Source organism: Paraburkholderia sp. GAS448 (genome assembly GCF_050435685.1).
Classification (GTDB): Bacteria; Pseudomonadota; Gammaproteobacteria; order Burkholderiales; family Burkholderiaceae; genus Paraburkholderia.
Window position 1 is genome coordinate 143,023 of the sequence record NZ_JBNDKT010000005.1, and the last position, 17,462, is coordinate 160,484.

The window sequence follows — 17,462 nt, forward strand, 5'->3', positions numbered from 1 at the left end:
GCGAAGCAACTGACGAGAGAACGGAAGGAGACGAAATGGCACGTTTGGTAGCCGCATTTGGTTCGTCGCACAGCATCATGCTTGTGTCCCAGCGCGAGGATTGGCAACACGGATTCCGCGCGGTCGACCCGAAGAATCCGCACTACTTCGACAGGGCGGGCGATCACGTTACTTATGAAGAATTGCTCAAACGCGCGCCGGCCGAGGCCGAGTCGATGGTCACGGTAGAAAAGATGGGCGAGCGCTACGACGAGGCCGAGGCGGCAATGGACGAACTGCGCGAGCGCATCCGCGCGGCGAAGCTCGACGTGCTGATCGTCGTCGGCGACGACCAGACCGAGCTCTTCCGCACTACCAACAACCCGACCTTCGCAATCTACTACGGCGAGACGATTCGCAACGCGAAGCGCGAGACGAGCCCGAACGATAGCTGGTATGCGCGCGCACGCACCATGCGTCAGGAACCCGACGCCGACGTGCACTATCCCGTCGACGCCGCAATGGCGCGCTGGATGATACGCGAGCTCTGCGACCGTGACTTCGATATTGCAGCGATGGATGGTCTGGAGCGCGGCCAGTTCGAAGGCCACGCGTTCTCGTTCATCCACCGCCGCTACCTGCAGGGGCTCGATCTGCCGGTCATTCCCGTGATCGTGAACACCTTCGATCCGCCGAACCAGGCGACGCCGCGTCGCTGCATCCAGCTCGGTGCGGCGCTGCGCGAGCTGATCGAGGCCTATCCGGAAGACTTGCGCGTCGGCGTGCTGGCGTCGGGTGGCCTGTCGCACTTCGTGGTCGACGAGGAGCTCGACAACGGCATCATCGACGCGATTCGCCGCAAGGATAGTGCCTGGCTCGCCGCGCTCGATCCTAAGCAGTTGCAGGCCGGCAGCTCGGAGATCCGCAACTGGATCATCGCGGTCGAGGCGGTCAAGTCGCTCGATCTCGAATGGGTTTCGTACACGCCGGGCTACCGCAGCCCCGCGCTGACTGGCACCGGACTGTGTTTCGCCGCATGGCGCACGCTTGCCTGACCCTGCTTCATACCACAGGGAAATCTATGGAAGACAACCATCATGGCTGACCAAAACGTACAGCGGCTGCACCGGCTGGATTGCTGCGCCGTGTCGGACGCACTCGACAAACTCAAACTCCCCGGCGTTGTGAGCGGCCTGCCGCAGCGCTCGGGCACGGGACGGATCGCCGGCCGGGTGATCACCGTCAAGCTTGGCACTGGGGAAGCGCCGCCGGGACCGCCGGTTCATCTCGGCTGCACCGCGATCGAACAGGCCGACGGTGAGAACGTGATCGTGGTCGAACAACGCAGCGGTGTCGAAGCCGGCTGCTGGGGCGGCCTGCTCTCGCTCGCGGCGAAGGTGCGCGAAGTCGCGGGCGTGGTGGCCGATGGGCCGGTGCGCGATATCGACGAAGCCGTCGCCTACGAACTGCCGGTGTTCAGCCGTGCGACCACGGCGCGGACCGCGCGTGGCCGCGTGGTCGAGAAGGGCACTAACGTACCGGTGCAAATCGGAGAGGTGAGCGTGGAAGCTGGCGACTATGTCGTGGCCGACAACAGCGCCGTGATCTTCATCCGCGCAGGAGACATCGAGCGCGTGCTCGAGGCCGCCGAGACGATCGTCGCGAAGGAAGCCGCGATGGCCAAGGCGATCCTCTCCGGGACGCCGGTCGGCAAGGTGATGGGCGGCAACTACGAACACATGCTCAAGTGAGCGCATCTGTAATTCAAGGACACACATAGTGACGACGAACGACAACCGCAACGTCGAACGCGCTGGCAAGCTCGATACGGCCACGCTCTCGGATGCGCTCGACAAGCTCGGCATCAACGGGCAGTGCTACAGAATCAAGGCGCGCAGCACGGACTTCCGCCTCGCGGGCCGCGCCTGGACGCTCAAGTACGGGCCAGCCGCGAACCCGCCCGGCACGGTGGGTGACTACATCGACGATGTGCCGCCCGGGGCAGTCGTCGTGCTCGACAACGGCGGCCGCGAAGACGCGACCGTCTGGGGCGATATCCTGACCGAGATCGCACACCGCCGCGGCCTGGGCGGCACGGTGATCAACGGCGTGTGCCGCGATGTCGCCCTGTGCCTGAAGCTCGGCTACCCGGTGTTCAGCCGTGACCACTGGATGCGCACGGGCAAGGATCGCGTGCAGGTCGAGGCCAGCAACATTCCCGTCAACATTGGCGAGGCGCGCGTGCAGCCCGGCGACATCCTGCGTGGCGATGCCGACGGCGTGGTCGTGATTCCGCGCGAACACGAAGACGCAGTGCTCGATGCGGCCGAGACCATCCACAGCGCGGAAGAAGCAATCCGCGATGCCTGTCGCGGCGGCATGCGTCTCGACGAGGCGCGCAAGCAGTTCAAGTACCACCAGCTGCAGACGCGGGGGAAACAAGCATGAAGGAACACGATTCGGCAACCACGGTCCGCACCCAGATCGAGCGTGTAGAGGCAAGCGTGGTCGAGGCCGCGCGCAAGCTGCCCGCGGCGACGCTGCACGAGGCGGGCGGCAAGACCGGCGCGCTGCCGTCCGCGATCAAGCCGGTCGCGCCGGGCTTCAGAATATGCGGCACCGCGTTTACCGTGCATTCGCCCGGCGGCGACAACCTGTGGCTTCACCGCGCGCTGGCGCTCGCGCAGCCGGGCGACGTGCTGGTGGTCTACACGAACGGCGTCTACGAGCATGGCTACTGGGGCGAGATCATGACGACCGCGGCGAAGGTGCGCGGCCTCGGCGGTCTCGTGATTGACGGCGGGGTGCGGGACGCGGACCTGCTCGAGGAGATCGGCTTCCCGGTGTTCTCGCGCGGCCAGTCGATCCGCGGCACCGGCAAGGACTACGGCGCGATCGGCTGGATCAACGAGCCGGTCATGATCGGCAACGTGACCGTCGGCGCGGGCGACCTGATCGTCGGGGACCGCGACGGCTTGGTCGCGATCCCGCGCGCGCGCGCCGCGGAAGTGGTCGAGAGGGCCGCGAGGCGCGAGGCCGACGAGGCCGCGATCTGCAAGCGCATCGAGGCTGGAGAGACGACCATGCAGATCTACAACTTTCACTGAGCCGACGATGACCTCGAAGCCCGCTGCCCATTCGTCCGGCCTTGCGCCGGAACTCACCGTCGCCGGCCCGATCGCGACGATCACGCTGCGCCGCCCCGACATGGCGAATCGGCTCGAGCCGGAAGACCTCGATACGCTGCGCAGCTTTATTCGCGACGTGAACACGCGGCGCGAGGTGCTCGTGCTGCGCTTGCTTGCCGAAGGCCGGCATTTCTGTGCCGGATTCAACATCGGCAGCGTAGCGGACGGCAATGCGGGTGCGAACTTTGAAGGGCTCGCGAACGAACTGGAGAACGCGCGCCCGGTGACGATCGCCGCGATCAACGGCGGCGTATACGGCGGAGGAACCGATCTTGCGCTCGCATGCGACTTCCGTCTGGGCGTCGAGACGAGCCAGATGTTCGTCCCGGCCGCGCGGCTTGGCCTGCTGTTCTACCGCGGCGGGCTGCAGCGCTACGTGTCGCGGCTCGGGCTGAACGTCGCCAAGAAGCTGCTGCTGACGGCAGTGACGTTCGATGCCGTGCAGATGCATGCGTGCGGCTTCCTCGACACGGTCGTGGCGCCCGAGGCGTTGCGTGACGAAATGGAACGGTTGAGCGGCGAGTTGGCCGGCATGGCGCCGCTCGCGCTGCTCGGCATGAAAAAGCACCTGAACCGGATCGCGAGCGGCACGCTCGACGAATTTGAGTTTCAGCGGGACGTTGCGCAGGCGGACGCTTCTCAGGATCTGCTCGAAGGCGCGCTTGCGTGGAAGGAGAAGCGCAAGCCGCTGTTTCGCGGCGAATAGGCTTAATGAAAGACAAAGGCCGTTGCGGATTCGCACCCCAGGCGGCTCTGATACGAACGGAGGAGAGCAGATGAAAATCGACGACAGCCAGCTACAGGAGAAGTTCTTCGGCGCGGACGGAGCGCTGCCCGCCATCACGGCGACGCTCGGGGGCAAGATCGTATCGCTAGGGGATAACACGCTCGAATCCGAGTACGTGGGCGCATCGGCGTTCATGAACCCGGCAGGACATGTGCAGGGTGGCATCCTGTCCGCGATGCTGGATGACGTGACTGCACTGCTGGTTACATCCACGTTGGGCGAAGGCGAGCACTGCGCGACGCTCAGCCTGAACACTTCGTTCCTGCGGCCTGCGAAGCCCGGCACGTTGCTCGGCAGGTCGACGCTCGTGCGCAGGGGGCGTGGCGTGTGCAACGTGAACGGGGAGCTGTGGCAGGACGACAGGCTAGTGGCGATGGCGTCGGCGGTCTGCATGATCGTCGCGAGGGGCGAGGCGAGGTGACGGCGACATTGTTCGATCGTGCAAGACGTGCTGTGCGCCGTGTCTGACTGACGCCGGACCCGTACGGGACACACCTCTATTAAGAGATCCAGCAGCTCGGTCATTTGAATGACCGTGTGGGAAGAGAAAAGCCGATCACACCAGCAGGGTGACGCCTGCCCAGGCGATCAGCACGACGCCCAGCACGCGGCCGACGCGCTCACCGCCGGGCAGGATTTTTTCCATGAAAACGATTAGCGACAGCGCGGCGATCCAGACGAGATTCATGATGCCGCCGACAAACAACAACGCCATCAGCAGCCAACAGCAGCCCACGCAGTAAATGCCGTGACGCATCCCGAGCAGGAAGCTGCCTGCGACGCCTGGACGCCAGTGCGCGGTAAGGAAATTCACTGGTGAACGGCACTGCGTCAGGCAGGCGTGCTTGAGCGGCGAGAACTGGTAGACGCCCGCCGCGGCCAGAACGATCGCGGAAAGGAGCGCGCTCTTCGACCACAACATCATTTCCGAAATGAGGCCGGTCGGTTGCAGCACCTTCTGCAGCGATGCCGCGCAGATCGAGAATGCCAGCCATGCCGTCAGATAGCCGGCCAGAAGAAACATTGACGGAGTGACCGTCCTGGCCTCGACCGAGTCGTGATACCGCAATACGCGTCGATACAACAGGACGAGCGGCGCCGCGCTGGGCGTCATCATCGCGATCATCATCACCCACCACATGAGGATCACGGTCGGCAGCGACGGATCCATTCCCCCGCCGCCGTCTGCCAGTCGATGCGGGAACAGCGCGACGGCCGTCATCTCGAGTGCGGACATGCCGATTCCGGCGCCCGTCCACAAGTAGGCCCACGACAACGCGACGACTGCGACGATGCCGAGCGCGGTGATGACGCGCTCACGTCCGAGGATGTTTTCAACGCTGCTCATGCGGCAGCGCGATGCCGGATCGGTCCTTTGTTATTCAAGTGCAGTCGCGCGAACTGCGCGTAAGTCCCCTTGAGATCCAGTGCGATGTTTCCTTGCGAGCGGCTGGTGGCGGAGCCGATTTCGGCAAGCTCGTATTCGAAGCCATGCGGCAAGTCGATTCGAACGCGATGCTCGTCGCCCGTCACCGGATTACGGATCGGTTCGCCGACGACGTCGAATACGCCCTCGACATGAATCCGACCTCGTCTGGCATCGACATCGACGTCGAAGTCGATCTTCGTAAAGATCGGATCGAATGCCTGCTCGAGCGTCGATGCGAATACGGAGAACATCGTGGCGAACGGCTCGGTGTCCTGCCCCGTCATGATTTTCAGAATGGCTTCGCGTTGCTCCGGGCTGGCCCGTTCGTCGACGATCGGCTGGCACTTGCCCTTGCCTTCGTGGATCGGTCCCGGCCACTGAAACACGACCGCGATATTGAGGTCGTCGAGTCGCACGTCGCCGTAGTAACCGTTGCTGATCGAGATGGCGCCCATCGCTTCGCAGAAGCCGTTGTTCGGCAGTGCGTTGAATTGGCACGGGCAACCGTATGAACAATTGCAGTTGATCAGTTCGGTGCCTTGGATTTCCCAGGGAGTCATGGTTGTTCTCCTTGTGCTCAGCGACGAGTAGCGTGCTTCGAATCTAGTGTATGGCAGGGGGGAGGGAAGTCAAAGTTTGGGTTGACTGGGCGCGCAGGCGATTGTGATGGGCGTTACATATGATGTTTTGACGGAGCATCCTGCGATCAGAACGGCCGCTGCCTGATCCCAAACCTGCCATCGACCTTGAGAATGTCATCATGCAACTACGGGTCCGGTTTTCGCCCCCGGTGGTCGGCGCAGACTGGCACTCCCTTCACTTGAAAGGAGATCGTCATGGAAGCGACTACCGTTGTCAGCACGGCACGTGAGCCTTGGAATAAAGGCAAGTTCACAGGACAGAAGCCGCCGCTGAAACTGAAAGAGATCTGGGCGATCCGGATTCGTCTGCAACTGGCAGCGAGACACGCGATCTTGCGATGTTCAACCTGGCCATCGACAGCAAGTTGAGAGCGTGCGATCTGACCAGGCTGGGAGTGCGTGATATCCGCCTCGGTCAGCGCGTTGCGTCACGGGCAACGGTGATGCAGCAGGAGACGCAACGGCCGGTTCAGTTCGAAATCACGGAGGCTGGACGGTAATCGGTCGCTGTCGGGCCAGAAGCGGACGCGCGTGACCTCCTGCACGCGTCTTGTCAACGGCACGGTGTGCTGAACCGCTAGCCGGCGCTCGTCTATCATTAACCAGCCCGTGCGGTGGAACGTCACCCTGCATTTGCCGTTGACCGCAAGATGCGTGGCGGTTCGCCAGCTACTACGAGATAGCCATGTCCCGATACGTTGCCTTTCTTCGCGGCGTCAGCCCGATGAACGCCCGGATGTCCGAACTCAAGCGCTGCTTCGAGGCGGCGGGTTTCTCCGAAGTGAAAACCTTGCTCTCCAGCGGGAACGTCGTGTTCAACGCGCGATCGTTGTCACTGGCCAGCGTGGAGCGACGCGCCGAGAAGGCGATGCAATCTGAACTAGGCCACAGCTTCGACACCTTCGTCCGGCGGGCCCGCTATCTCCAGGACCTCATCGACTCGGACCCCTTCGCCGAGTTCAGCCTTGCGCCTTCGGCCAAGCGGGTTGTCACCTTTCTCCGCAGCCCAGTGTCGCCAGACGTGAAGCTGCCCATAGAGCGCGACGGCGCAAGCATCGTCAAGGCCAATGCCACGGAGGTCTTCAGCGCCTACTTGCCTGACCCGAAGAAAGGCCCCGTGTTCATGAGCCTGCTCGAACGCTCGTTCGGGAAGGACATCACCACTCGCACGCTCGATACGGTCATCAAGTGTGCCAGGGCATAGGCTTCATGCGCAGGCGGTCGCCCGAAAACTTGCACCGGCTGGCTGAAATGGGTCCGAACTGAGGCGACTGCGTCAGGTAGAGACCGGCCATGACGTGTCATTCGGTCGCGGCGTAGTTCGGACACTCGGACGTCTGCTTTGCCTACAAGCCTATGAACTGAGCTTGTCGTCCGGTGCGGACCGACGGCCCATTGACTGGGAGCGCTCTGCGAACGAGGTAAGTTGGGAGCACTCACCGATGCGTGAAGCGACAAAAACGAAAATGATGACCTGATGGCTAACTCATCACTCGTTTGTGCATATCGTCCAGTTGATGGGAAAGAGTGCCTATAGAGCCAGCTCCAAGACAGCGTTGTTCGCCTTTCGCACTGCGTTAGCAGCCAGGAGGGGTATGTTCATCCCCTCAGCTCGAACGGTCTGCACATCCACAATGCCAATGAAGCCAAGGATTTGGCGAATGTAAGGCTCGACAAAATCCCACGAGCGCCATGGGCCTTCGGTAAAGACGCCCCCTGAAGCCAGAACCAGAATGGCTTTCTTGCCTTTTGCCAGACCGAGGACGCCGCCATCCGAGTATTGGAAGGTTCTGCCCGGCCGAACGACCAAATCGATCCATGCTTTGAGGGCGGAGGGAATGCCGAAATTCCACATCGGCGTTGCGATAACCAGAAGGTCGGATTCAAGAAGCTCGTCGGTTAGTTTATCCGACTGGCGGGCCGCATCCTTCAGCCTTTCGGCCTCGGCCGGGTTCTTCGTCGAGATAGCGGGGAGCGTGATTTCGTCCAGATGAGGGAGATGCTCGGCGGCCAGGTCGCGGCGTACGAGCTTTGCCGACGAATGAAGGGCGGTAAGCCGTGCGGCGAGCGTATCGGCGACCGCTCGACTCGCCGAGTCCTTCCCCCTCGGGCTTACCTCAATCATCAGAATTTGCTTCATATCGTTAACTCCTATTTCTTCGCAGTCAACGCGTTCCAGGCCGCAAGGGAGTCCATGTAGTCTCTCCAGTGTGTGATCTTTCGGTTTTCAATCTTGATGATTGAGCAGAACTGATTGTTGTATTTCACGCCCGTCGCGAGGATGGTCCCGTGGACCTCGTATTCAATGACACAGCCGTCGTCTGTCCTGTGGGTAATCAACTTGTCGGCGAATTGAAGTGCGATGTTGTCGACATAGCCCCTGAATGCAGCCATCAGGTCGGTTCGCCCTTCGATTACGCGAGGCCAACCCAGGTCGTAAAGAACCTCGTAGATGACATCGTCGGCGACGATGTCGAAGAAGTGCTCGCCATCGACGAGGTCACCTAGCGCCCCTCGAACCAGATTGAAGTACGGGTCAGCGGCCTCGTAGGCAGCGTATTTCGGCTTCGGCATTCCCAACTCCTTGAGCGCTTCGGTAGGTCGCTTACAAAATGAGAGTTAAATATAAATCTGAAGCTTGCCTCAAGGAAGAAGGCACTTTAAATTCAGTCACTAACATTGAGGTAAGTTATGAAGAGGCCGAGCAAAGCCAACCAACTGGACCCCGCGGCGATCTGCAGAAGCTCGGACCCAATGGCGGTTCGGGAACTGTTGACGAAGGTCGGCGACAAGTGGACGATCTTCGTCGTGCTTTCGCTCGACCTTCTCGGCGGGCGCGCTCGATTTTCTGTACTCGAACGCGCGGTTCCGGGGATTTCGCAACGAATGCTCTCTTCGACCCTGAAGAATCTCGAACGTGACGGTCTGGTAATTCGTGAGTTGTTTCCCGAGGTGCCGCCCCGCGTCGAGTATGAGATGACGGACCTCGGAAAGAGCCTACTGGCCCCTACCCAAGGACTGTTCGATTGGGCCAGGGAAAACTGGGAGCAAGTCAGGGATGCACAACGTAAATGCGACGCGAGATAGCGTCTGGCATTGCAGCAGCCCAGTCGTCGTATTCACGTTCAGTCCCGGTCGGCGTACAGATCGTCGCCGCTCACTTTCGGGAAGATTTGTGTTTGCAGGCAGGCAACGCGATAGAGGCACGAGGTACGCCTCCCTCTCCGATCGATCCCATGACGTAGCCAGGTGCGAAGAGAGTCTGCGCGATCGGGCCGCAGGGCTTTGGCGAGGCACGTCGCGCGGACCTGCCAACGGCCGCCCGACGCATCGTCAATCCCTGGATCGAGAGAAATCGTACAAACGATCGCTTATCGACCTGATCACGCGATTGCGCAGATGTTCCTGTCGATAGAGTCCGGCAGCGAAAACAACGGCAACGACCAAAACCGGGAGTCCAATAGCGACACCGACAATCGTCTCGACCATGGTTGGCTCCATTCCTGTAAGGCTGTGACGAACATCAGGGTTGCCTTGCGCCGGAGACAGAACGTCGATACCGCAATGCCAGACCGTGACCATTTCTACACTGCGTTGCGGCAACAGCAAGAACTGCCTGCTCAGATCTGGCCGTCAGCGTCCGAGGGGCGGAGAGACGGATGTGACACCTGCCCGCCAGTTGATGTGATCCCGATGGCAACGCAGTTTGATACGAGCGGGCGCGCCGACGTTCAGCGCGTCCGCATTGCAATGCCTCGAGGCCGGGTGGACCGCCAGCAGCCCCTCCAGCCTGACGGTTTAGCGACCGAAGTAAATCGACTTCGCGCCCGCAGCGACTTCAGGACGACCCGACTGTGACGCGCCGTCGGTGACCCCACCGACGTCACTGGTTGCAGCTTGCGCCGTGCCGTTTTGCGCAGCTACGCGAGCCTCCGCAGCCTGAAGCTGCGCCGGGTAGGTTGCATCGTCAGCTGCAGACGGGTTGTAACCGGCCTTTTCCAGTTGCACGAGTTCGGCACGCACCTGTGCACGCGTCACGGGTTGGTTCGACTGCGCGAACGAAGCGACCGGAGCGGCGAGAACGAGGGCAACAGCAACAGCTTTGATGAGCGACTTCATGATGACTACCTCCAGATTGTTTTCTGCGGAGCTACAAACACGTTTGTCTGCAGCCGTTGAATACAGTCTAGAGAGAGTGGAGATCAGGGTAAATACCTAATTTTCGAATTCACTGTTAGCAAAAACCTGCCAATGGTGATGGCAGGTCAGTACAGCCCCGACGGCGGGGCGTTTGTCAGGCTGCCCTGGTGGCGGGTGGGCGGGTGGGCGGGTAGGCGGTACATGGACAGCTTGCCAGAGCCGGGTCGCTGGGCGCATGGCGACCCCATCCATTGCACAGAGGAGACCAGGCGTTTGCCCAGTCGCCTGCCATCATGAGCCGTTCGCTGCGCCGGTGACTGCGTCGTTCGGCCGGCCGTACAGCCCATCCAATGCGGACACTGACCCGCCCTACAGGCATTGCAGAGCGCCCTTTAAACACGCACAACCGACAAGCGCTGCGATCGGTCTGCAACACAGCGCGGTGCCGGACTGCGTCTAGACACTGATCCGCCAACTGCCGTCGGTTGCGCATTAACGCGCTCCAGTCTAAAGGCCTGTCATCTTCAGCACCGCCTCCGGCAACCGGTGTCGGCCGAAAAAAGTCGGCAAGCCGGAGTGAGGCTAGGTGAGGACCGCTGGTAACCCTTAACGTGAGTACGCATTCGTCGAAATCGGTAGCGGCCATTCGTCGTTGCCCTCTGCGAGTGGCCGGTCTGTGGCAGTGAGCGGAACAGCGACTTTTTCGACGCCATCGAAGTGGACCGGACATTCGTGGGACGAGGTCCACGGACGGGTCGTCGGTGCGGATGTTCCCAGAAGGGAAGCTGAGAGAACGAGGTCAAATCTGGCTGGACCTGTCCTTTGATCGTCGAGTTTGTGAGGCGATGAGTGCGCCCTGTTCACACGCTAACTGTTGACCGACAAAAGGGAGACCCAATTCCCATTTCACCCGACCTGGTCTCTGCGCGAGGCCTGAAACCGCGCCCGCCTCCAAAATGATTGTTAAACTATCGATAGTCCATCAGTGGATGATCAATGGGAGATCGCTAGACCGGGTTCCATTGACTCCGGGCGATCCTGGCGCGGTGTGCGGTACTGCAAGGGGTGCCGACGTCGGGTTAGCGCGTCTCCCGGGGCGAGCGGATGCCGTCGATCGGACGGCGCGTGGTAACGAAAAGTCGGCCGGCACGGTGGTGAACGTTTTTTATTCGAGTCAGGGAATGGAACCAAAATTCTATCGCGGGTGGCACCTCGCAAAGACGGACATGGAATATCAGGCAACAGAATTCGAGTGGTCGTTAATACGCTTTTACGAGGCGTTTTCGCGCTTCGTGCTGACGACGGGCATGATTACCATCGCCGCCGATGTTGACGTCAAGTACCAGGAGCATGTGATCCTGCACGTGATCCGCATGCAGGATCGACCCAAGAATAGCGCCACGATTGCACGACTGATGAATCGGGATGACATTCCGAACATTCAATACAGCCTGAGAAAGCTGGAAGCCGCAGGCCTGATCGAAAAACAGAAAGACAACAACAGCAAGACGTATTCCTATGTCGCGAGCGAACTGGGAGTGAAGCTCACAGACGAATACTACAAGGTGAGGCAGGAAATACTGATCAAGCGGCTCGAGGAAATCAGCGACGTCCAGGACAAGTTCGAGAAGGGCGCGCGCTTCATGTCGCTCCTGACCGGCATCTATGAAGAGGCGGCGCGCGACTCCGCGACGATCACGCCGCAGACCCACGAACTGCCCGCGAAGCCCAAGACGCCTCGCAAGACGCGCAAGAGTGCGGAGGACTGACCCTCGTGTTCGGCAAGGGCAAGTCCTCCGCTCCCGCGCATGGCCGGTGTTCAGAGTGACGGGTGCGCGCAGTGCCAGTTCGTGACACGCTGAAAGGCGATGCCTGCCCGGCAGAGGAGCGCCTCGCCGCCGTGCGGCGCGACAAACTGGAAACCGATGGGCAAACCGGCAGACGTGAATCCGCACGGTAGCGCCATGCTCGGGTGACCGGTCGAGTTGAACGGCGCCGTGAACTGGATTAGTCGCGCGTTGAGGTCCGGATCTTGTGCGAGCGCGCTGAGCTGATCGTGAGTCGGTGCGGCGAAGGGTTGAACGGGTGCGATCAGGAGATCGATCTCGCTCATCAGCTTGTTCACTTTCCCACGAAACGCGGCGCGATTGAGCAGCACCTCCTGGTAGCGCATCGCGCTGGTTTCGCGTCCGATCTCGATCAGGCGGGTCAATGCCGGTCCGTATTCGGATGCCAGCCGCGGGAACGTATCTGCGTGCGCTACGGCGACTTCCGCGCCGCAGTTGACCTGCCATTCGTCGACCACGGCGCGGACGTCGGGAAAGCTGACCTCGCGGATTTCGGCGCCCAGTTCCTTGAGCGTATTGACCGCCCGGTCCAGTGCCTGGACGATCACATCGTCGGTGCCCTCGGTGTTCCAGGCGTAGTCGATGCCGATCCTCAGGCCACGCAGATCGTGAGCGGCATCGGGGAGCGACAGCCGCGCTTCCGGCAACGAAGTCGGGTCCAACGGATCATGCCCGGCAATGATGCCCAGCAGCAGCGCCGCATCGGCGGCGCTACGCGCCATCGGACCGGCATGATCCAGACTTGCGCCCAGCTCGAACACGCCGTGCCGGCTTACGCGTCCCCAGGTGGGCTTGATGCCCGTGAGGCCGTTCGCCGCAGACGGAAAGCGGATCGAACCTCCCGTGTCGGTGCCGAGCGATCCGTAACAGAGGCCGGCTGCGGTCGCGACACCGGAGCCGCTCGATGATGCACCCGCCCAATGGTCGGCGTGCCATGGATTGACCGGCGAGGCGATCGCCGGATGATGAGTCGCGAACGCGCCCTCGGTCAGCTGGAGTTTGCCGAGCACGATTGCGCCCGCTTCGCGAAGCCGCCGGACGGCGGTCGCATCCTCAGTCGGAACAAAATCCCTGTGTATGGTCGTGCCGGCTGCCGTTGGCGAGCCCGCTACCCAGTACAGGTCCTTGACGGCGATGGGAACGCCAAGCAGCGGGCCGCTCGGGCCGTCGGCAAGCAGCTGTTGCTCGGCAGCCTTTGCCTGGGCCATTGCCTGATCCCGCATGACCAGCGCGTAGCTGTGAAGCGACGGGTCGAGACGCGCGATGCGGTCGAGGATCGCGCTTGTTATCTCAACCGGCGAAATTTCGCGCGCGCGAATCAGGCGCGCAAGCGCGCCGGCGTCCAGATAATGCAGGTCTGAATTTGACATGGTCGAGTAGAGTCCGGGCTGAATGCCCCTTTAGAGACCGAGTTCCGGGCGTGTGCGCGTCAGCGTGTCGATCACCGCATACATGATCTTCCCGGCGCAAGGCATGAGGTCGGGGATATAGGTCGCGCCCATGCCACCGAGGCCTTCAGCCAGCGGTTCGGGCGAGCCTTCGGCTGGCCAGGGCCAACCGATCCGCGCAGTCGGGATGCCGAAGCGGCGCAGTGCGGCGCCGTCGGTTTGCCCCCCCAGATAGTCGGGCGTGGGGTGCAGCCGTTTTTCGACGTGCTCCCAGCCGCGCCGCGCCGACTGCACGATCCAGTTGGACGGCGATGTGGTGCCGCCCGGAACGGAACCGTACATCTCCCAGTCGAGATCGAAATCGGGGTGGCGCGCCTGCAGTTCGGCGACGAACTGCGCGAACTGGGCCTTGACCTCGCCGGGGCTCGTGCGCGGGTTGATGCGCACATCGAAGAAGATCTCAGTGACGGCGGACGGAAATGCCGGCCGCTCAGGCCATCCGGCCTGCACGCCAGAGATCCAGCCGTGTGGCTTGACGACGCCGGACGTGTTGCGCTCGGCGTAGTCAATCAGCCATTGCTCGAGTTCGAGAATGACGTGCGCCGCCGGCACGACCGAACTGCGAAAACCCGGCGTGCCGCGCGGCACGCCGGCGTAGCCCAGGGTTCCCTTGACCTTCAGCTTGAACCAGCCCATTCCGGGTTCTTCGTGATAGACCCAGTTCCAGGGCTTCATGACGATCGCGAAATCGGGAGCCACGCCGCGGCTCAGCAGATGGGTGACGCCGGCGGACATGCCCGCCTGGTCGCGCGCTGCCAGATCGACGGGCATGCCGCCGTCCGCCATCGCGACGATCAGGTCGCCGGTCAGCGGCACGTCGGCCTCGATCAAGGCCGTCGCGACCTCGGTGAGCGTGGCGATCATGCCTTTCGGATTGGACGCGCCGAGCCCGAAGACCCAGTCGCCCTGCATGCGGGCCTTGGTCTGAAGGTCCACGTAATCGGGCTGTCCGACCCACGGCCGATCGCTTTCGTCGCCTTCGAGATGCGTATCGATCGGCGAGTACAGCATCAGCGCTGCACCGCCGCCGCTGCCTCGCTTTTCGGCGACAACGTTGCCGGTCCGATCGTTCATCCGGCGGTAGCTCGCGTTCAGCCCCGCGCTCTCGAGGTGGCGCGCCATGAACTGGCTCGCGTCGCGGGCGGCGCCGGTCGGGCTGTGAATATCCGTGAGGTCGAACAGCAGCTGTTGAAGGCGCCGGGGATTGAGTTTCGCGCAGGCACGCTCATACCACGCCTGCTGCTCGGGAGAAAAGGGCAAAGGTGTTGTTGACAGCACGGGTTACCTCCGGGTGCTTGCGGTACGCGATCAGTTCGACGGCGCGAACTGTTCGGCGTAGATGTTTTCAGGGCGCAGCCCGAATTCGGTGAGCCTGCGCGTGGCCGCTTCGATCATGCGGGGCGGGCCGCACAGATAGGCGACGGCGTCCGCGTGCGTCACGTCATCGCTGCGGATGGCGTCGACCGGGTTGCCGCTCAGCAATTCGCCGTTCGCCCCCTGGTCGACCGAAATTCGCGTGGCGAGTTGAGGCAACCAGTGCCTGCGCAACGCGATGTCATCCAGGCAAAACAGCTGCTCGGGGGTCGCGCAGCCGAAGCTGAGCAGCACGGGTGGTCTGCGGCCCGGCTTGCGGCGGATCGTGTCGATCATCGACAGGATGGGGGCGAGCCCGGTCCCGCCGGCGATCATGATGTGCGGGGCCGGCACTTTCTCGCGCAGGAAGAAGTTGCCGAACGGCCCCTCGATTTCCAGTACGTCGTCCGGTTTCGCACGATGCTCGAGCCAGGATGACATGACACCGTCTTCCAGAAGGCGCACGAGCAGTTCGATCTTAGGCAGCTCGGCTGCGGTGCTGGACGGCGAGTAGCTGCGTGTGACGTCGGTGCCGGGCACGCGTACCTGGATGAACTGGCCGGGGCGGAAATCGAGCCATGCGCCTTCGGCCAGTTCGAGGGTGACGCGCATCACATTCGGCGCGACTTTTTCCACGCTATCGACGAACGCGTGTGCCTTGACTGCGCTGACAGATGCGGCGTCGCTTTCGTAATTGAGCGCGAACGTGCAATCGGTTTCGGGTTCGGTCAGGCACAACAGGCGGTCGCCGGCTTCGAATTCACTGCGCAGCAGCGTCGAACTGGAGCCGGCGCGCATGCCGGCCCGACCCTCCACCAGGCGCGCCGTGCAACTCGAGCACGAGCCCGAACGGCACTGGTGGAGGACCGGGATACCGGCCGCGAGAGCGGCATCGAGCACGCTCTCGCTCTGCTGCACGGCAACCGATGTCGCTTTCCCGTCGCGGAACTTAAACGTGACATTTCTAACGGAAGACATACGGATACCTCAGTACTGCATTGATTAGTGATCTTCTTCGATCTTGTCGACGAAGTAGGCGGGCTGCTTGCCTTCAGCGGTCTTCTTCATGCGAAGGCTCGAAGCCTTGATTGCGCCATCCACGCCGCGCCCGGGCCTGGCGATGCCCCGATTCCAGCGCGACGCGATCTTGCGCCACGTGATGGGCGAGACGTCGGTTGCCATCAGCTGCTCGTTATCCCATCCCGTGCCGTCGGCGTAGAAGTCCTGCATCGCTTCGCGCGCATACAGGTCGCAGTTGTTGAAGCCGTGGAGACACAAAGGCTTGAACAGATGCTCGTAGCGGTAATTGAATTCCTTGCGCTCCTTCTCGGTCGGGCACACGCGCGCAAGGATCTCCCAGTACTCGTAGGTGTCGTCGGTGATCGGCACGTACCACTCGAACTGGACGACATGCTCTTCCGGCCAGTTCTCGACCATGAGCACGCCCGGCATGAACACCGACGTTCGATAGGGGCGCGCGTTCACGTTCTCGACCTTGAGGTCGACCTTGGCGTTCTCGAGGATCGGATTCCACTTCTCGGTGAACAGCCATTGCACGAGTCCCTTCGGCCCGTTCTCGTCTTCGACCGCGGCGATGCAGTCGTCCGACGTCGGCACGATGCCGAGCGGCAGTACCCAGTCCTTGGCATGAATGATCGCGTTGTCCTTGTGGACGAGGATGTGCGCGTTGTCGAAGCCGTTTTCGCAGGCGATGCGCCAGTTGGCATAGCCGGTGCGGTGCATTCCGCGGGCCACGATGTCCTTGTCGAGCAGGCTCGGCGCCGAAGGCCACAGCGGATGCGGAAAGCGCTCGTCGTTTTCCGGGAAACGGATCGGCAGATCGTGGGCGAGCGGCGGCACGTCTTCGTCCGGGAAGTCGTCTTCGCGCACGAAGACGAAGATCATGCCGGCGACTTCCTCGACCGGATAGGTCGTTACGCCGGTCGTGCCGATGAGCTTGTCATCGGGGTTACCCGCGATGGTGGCCAGCTTGCCGGTTTCCAGCTCGAACGTGAAGCCGTGATACCAGCAACTGATGGTGTCCTTGGTGAGACACATCGGCTTGGCCGACATGCGCACCCCACGGTGAACGCACTGATCCTTGAGCGCGTAGACCTTGCCGTCGACCCGACGGAGCACGATGGGAATCCCGCAGATCTGGATGCCCTCGACGGCGTCTTCCGGCAGTTCGTTGCTGAACAGGGCGGGGTACCAGTGGTTGACGAAACCCCACGCCGCATCCTTGTACGGCTGGTACTGACTTTGAACCTTCGCGTCGTTGACGCGCGCGTCGCTGATTTCGTTCAGTCGGGAGCCGCTGCTGCGTCGGCGGACGATTGGCGTATCGCTCATAGGGTATCTCCTGGGTTAGGCGACCTGGTACGCGCTTCGTGAGCCCTCACGAGCGCTTGTTCTGTACAGCCGGATCGCCCTCGACCGGATGGGCAAGTCTGATCCGACGCTGTGAGCGAAGACTACGAAACCTTTAATTGACAGTCAATTTATTTTCAATCAATCTTTGCGCGTCTATCGATTAGATATTGATTGATGATTGATATGTAAATAGACGGGTCAATCGCGCCAGAAGGCGCTGGGCGGCCGTAGACGGCTCGGCAATGTTGGGTGGCGGGAGGGAGTTGATCAGGGTTTT

General features: G+C 62.0%; 19 protein-coding genes and 1 pseudogene. 10 read left to right on the forward strand and 10 right to left on the reverse strand.

The genetic code is table 11. From position 1 onward, the window contains the following. The first annotated feature begins 35 nt into the window (after positions 1-35). The 6 genes from P3T23_RS11960 (at position 36) to P3T23_RS11985 (ending at position 4,375) form a co-directional block, all read left to right on the forward strand. Complete coding sequence (locus P3T23_RS11960; RefSeq protein WP_429316372.1) at positions 36-1,034, forward strand: protocatechuate 3,4-dioxygenase; 999 nt, start codon at positions 36-38, stop codon at positions 1,032-1,034. 42 nt (positions 1,035-1,076) lie between these two features. Further along, positions 1,077-1,730 (forward strand): RraA family protein, encoded by a 654-nt coding sequence (locus P3T23_RS11965; RefSeq protein WP_429316373.1) that lies wholly within the window; start codon positions 1,077-1,079, stop codon positions 1,728-1,730. A 28-nt stretch (positions 1,731-1,758) separates the two neighbouring features. Next, entirely contained in the window at positions 1,759-2,427 is a 669-nt protein-coding gene (locus P3T23_RS11970) for an RraA family protein (RefSeq protein WP_429316374.1), read from the forward strand. After that, positions 2,424-3,086 carry a 4-carboxy-4-hydroxy-2-oxoadipate aldolase/oxaloacetate decarboxylase gene (locus tag P3T23_RS11975; RefSeq protein ID WP_429316375.1) on the forward strand — a complete coding sequence of 221 codons (663 nt, stop codon included), beginning with the start codon at positions 2,424-2,426 and terminating at the stop codon, positions 3,084-3,086. Before P3T23_RS11970 ends, P3T23_RS11975 begins: the two co-directional genes overlap by 4 nt. Before the next feature lie 7 nt (positions 3,087-3,093). After that, positions 3,094-3,873, forward strand: a complete 780-nt coding sequence (locus P3T23_RS11980; RefSeq protein WP_429316376.1) for an enoyl-CoA hydratase/isomerase family protein — start codon at positions 3,094-3,096, stop codon at positions 3,871-3,873. Between the two features lie 70 nt (positions 3,874-3,943). Next, the gene (locus P3T23_RS11985; protein WP_429316377.1) at positions 3,944-4,375 is read left to right on the forward strand and encodes a PaaI family thioesterase; all 432 of its coding nucleotides are present in this window, start codon (positions 3,944-3,946) and stop codon (positions 4,373-4,375) included. Positions 4,376-4,510: 135 nt separating this feature from the next. Here the strand turns inward: P3T23_RS11985 and P3T23_RS11990 are convergent, their stop codons facing one another. Together P3T23_RS11990 and P3T23_RS11995 are read right to left on the reverse strand one after the other, a co-directional pair. Beyond that, entirely contained in the window at positions 4,511-5,302 is a 792-nt protein-coding gene (locus P3T23_RS11990) for a DUF2182 domain-containing protein (RefSeq protein WP_429316378.1), read from the reverse strand. Further along, on the reverse strand, positions 5,299-5,943 hold the full coding sequence (locus tag P3T23_RS11995) for a DUF1326 domain-containing protein (protein ID WP_429316379.1): 645 nt from the start codon (positions 5,941-5,943) through the stop codon (positions 5,299-5,301). The genes P3T23_RS11990 and P3T23_RS11995 overlap by 4 nt, the downstream gene beginning before the upstream one ends. 276 nt (positions 5,944-6,219) lie before the next feature. Here P3T23_RS11995 and P3T23_RS12000 point away from each other — a divergent pair. Both P3T23_RS12000 and P3T23_RS12005 read left to right on the forward strand, forming a co-directional pair. Then, a pseudogene (locus P3T23_RS12000) lies at positions 6,220-6,521 on the forward strand (integrase); the annotation flags it as partial. Positions 6,522-6,709: 188 nt separating this feature from the next. Next, a complete protein-coding gene (locus tag P3T23_RS12005) occupies positions 6,710-7,228 on the forward strand; it encodes a DUF1697 domain-containing protein (protein WP_429316380.1) in 519 nt (172 codons plus the stop codon). A 327-nt stretch (positions 7,229-7,555) separates the two neighbouring features. Here the strand turns inward: P3T23_RS12005 and P3T23_RS12010 are convergent, their stop codons facing one another. Continuing rightward, the gene (locus tag P3T23_RS12010) at positions 7,556-8,164 is read right to left on the reverse strand and encodes an FMN-dependent NADH-azoreductase (protein WP_429316381.1); all 609 of its coding nucleotides are present in this window, start codon (positions 8,162-8,164) and stop codon (positions 7,556-7,558) included. An 11-nt stretch (positions 8,165-8,175) separates the two neighbouring features. Next, positions 8,176-8,598, reverse strand: a complete 423-nt coding sequence (locus tag P3T23_RS12015) for a nuclear transport factor 2 family protein (protein WP_429316382.1) — start codon at positions 8,596-8,598, stop codon at positions 8,176-8,178. A gap of 117 nt (positions 8,599-8,715) precedes the next feature. Here P3T23_RS12015 and P3T23_RS12020 point away from each other — a divergent pair, with 117 nt between their 5' ends. Next, entirely contained in the window at positions 8,716-9,111 is a 396-nt protein-coding gene (locus P3T23_RS12020) for a winged helix-turn-helix transcriptional regulator (RefSeq protein WP_429316383.1), read from the forward strand. Positions 9,112-9,357: 246 nt separating this feature from the next. Here the strand turns inward: P3T23_RS12020 and P3T23_RS12025 are convergent, their stop codons facing one another. After that, a complete protein-coding gene (locus P3T23_RS12025) occupies positions 9,358-9,633 on the reverse strand; it encodes a hypothetical protein (RefSeq protein WP_429316384.1) in 276 nt (91 codons plus the stop codon). A gap of 189 nt (positions 9,634-9,822) precedes the next feature. Further along, positions 9,823-10,143: a DUF4148 domain-containing protein gene (locus P3T23_RS12030; RefSeq protein ID WP_429316385.1), complete on the reverse strand. Its 321-nt coding sequence runs from the start codon at positions 10,141-10,143 to the stop codon at positions 9,823-9,825. A 1,202-nt stretch (positions 10,144-11,345) separates the two neighbouring features. On the opposite strand from P3T23_RS12030, the gene P3T23_RS12035 reads away from it, so the two are divergent. Beyond that, entirely contained in the window at positions 11,346-11,933 is a 588-nt protein-coding gene (locus tag P3T23_RS12035) for a winged helix DNA-binding protein (RefSeq protein WP_429316386.1), read from the forward strand. A gap of 50 nt (positions 11,934-11,983) precedes the next feature. On the opposite strand, the gene P3T23_RS12040 is transcribed toward P3T23_RS12035, so the two are convergent. From P3T23_RS12040 to P3T23_RS12055, 4 genes are read right to left on the reverse strand one after another with little or no spacing between them, the layout of a single operon-like run. Next, positions 11,984-13,381 (reverse strand): amidase, encoded by a 1,398-nt coding sequence (locus P3T23_RS12040; RefSeq protein WP_429316387.1) that lies wholly within the window; start codon positions 13,379-13,381, stop codon positions 11,984-11,986. A gap of 30 nt (positions 13,382-13,411) precedes the next feature. Continuing rightward, positions 13,412-14,737 carry a M20 family metallopeptidase gene (locus P3T23_RS12045; RefSeq protein ID WP_429316388.1) on the reverse strand — a complete coding sequence of 442 codons (1,326 nt, stop codon included), beginning with the start codon at positions 14,735-14,737 and terminating at the stop codon, positions 13,412-13,414. 30 nt (positions 14,738-14,767) lie between these two features. After that, a complete protein-coding gene (locus P3T23_RS12050) occupies positions 14,768-15,790 on the reverse strand; it encodes an FAD-binding oxidoreductase (RefSeq protein ID WP_429316389.1) in 1,023 nt (340 codons plus the stop codon). A gap of 24 nt (positions 15,791-15,814) precedes the next feature. Further along, on the reverse strand, positions 15,815-17,164 hold the full coding sequence (locus P3T23_RS12055) for a Rieske 2Fe-2S domain-containing protein (RefSeq protein WP_429316390.1): 1,350 nt from the start codon (positions 17,162-17,164) through the stop codon (positions 15,815-15,817). Positions 17,165-17,462 lie beyond the last annotated feature (298 nt).